Source organism: Streptomyces sp. NPDC057654 (assembly GCF_042800135.1).
GTDB lineage: Bacteria > Actinomycetota > Actinomycetes > Streptomycetales > Streptomycetaceae > Streptomyces.
Map to the genome: position 1 here is coordinate 1 of NZ_JBHVHQ010001396.1, position 1,328 is coordinate 1,328.

Genomic DNA, 1,328 nt, shown 5'->3' on the forward strand with positions numbered 1-1,328 from the left:
TTCCGGGGGCGGGGGCCGCGACCGCCCCCGCGGCCCCGGCGGCGGCGAGCAGAGTTCTTCTCGACAGGTCCATGCCCAGGCACGCTAACGCCATCGGGGCCCAGGCGGAACGATCGCGCCCGCCCCGCGCCGCGCCCCTTCCGGTTACCCGCGCCACCCCCTTCCGCTTCCACATACCGACTGGTTAGTCTGCCGGGGCAGCCGAGCCGTCGAGTCGAGGGAGACGCGAACGTGGAGACCGTGCGGGACACGGCAGTAGTGGTGACCGGAGCGGGCGGCGGCATCGGCGCGGCCCTGGCCCGCAGATTCGCCGCGGAGGGCGCCCGCGTCGTGGTCAACGACCTCGACGCCGCCAAGGCCGCCGCCGTCGCCGAGGAGATCGGCGCGAGGGCTGTGCCCGGCGACGCCTCCGGCATCGTCGGCGCGGCGCGCGAGGCCCTCGGCGGACGCGTCGACGTCTTCTGCGCCAACGCCGGGGTAGCCCCCGCCGGCGGCCCCGAGGCGAGCGAGGAGATCTGGGCCGGCGCCTGGGACGTCAACGTGATGGCGCACGTACGGGCCGCGCGCGACCTGCTCCCCGAGTGGCTGGAGCGCGGCAGCGGCCGGTTCGTCTCCACCGTCTCCGCCGCCGGGCTGCTCACCATGGTCGGCTCGGCCCCGTACAGCGTCTCCAAGCACGCGGCCCTCGCCTTCGCCGAGTGGCTTTCGGCCACCTACCGGCACCGCGGCGTCGACGTCCACGCGATCTGCCCGCAGGGCGTGCGTACGGACATGCTCGGCGTGACCGGGGCCGCCGGGGACCTCGTGCTGCGCCCCACCGCCATCGAGCCCGTACAGGTCGCGGACGAGCTCTTCGCGGCCATGGCGGCCGGCCGGTTCCTGGTCCTGCCGCACCCCGAGGTCGCCGACTACTACACGGCGCGCGCCTCGGACCCCGACCGCTGGCTGAGCGGCATCAACCACCTCCAGCAGAAGCTCGAACGGATAGAGCAGGCCGCCCCGGAGGGTGCGGCGACGCACGCCGCAGCCGGAACCGCCGAGTAGTCGCGCGCAGAAGGGCCGAACCCATGACCACGTACCAGGACAAGCCCTGGCTCGCCCACCTCGACGCCGTGCAGCGCGGCCCCGTCACCCCGGCGCCGAGCGTCCTGCACGCCTTCGAGGACGCGGTCCGCCGCGCCCCCGACCACACCGCGCTCGCCTACTTCGACGGCCGGCTGACCTACACGGAGACCGACCGGCTCTCCGACGCGACAGCGGCCCACCTCGTGGAGCGCGGCTTCCGGCGCGGGGACCGCGCCGTGATCACGCTCCAGAACACCCCGCAC

The 1,328-nt window shown here is 74.9% G+C and carries 2 protein-coding genes; both read left to right on the plus strand.

Translation table 11 applies throughout. From position 1 onward, the window contains the following. Positions 1–231 precede the first annotated feature (231 nt). Entirely contained in the window at positions 232–1,044 is an 813-nt protein-coding gene (locus ACFU99_RS43890; RefSeq protein WP_384404413.1) for an SDR family oxidoreductase, read from the plus strand. 23 nt (positions 1,045–1,067) lie between these two features. Further along, the coding region (locus ACFU99_RS43895; protein WP_384404415.1) for an AMP-binding protein at positions 1,068–1,328 on the plus strand (261 nt) is incomplete at its 3' end.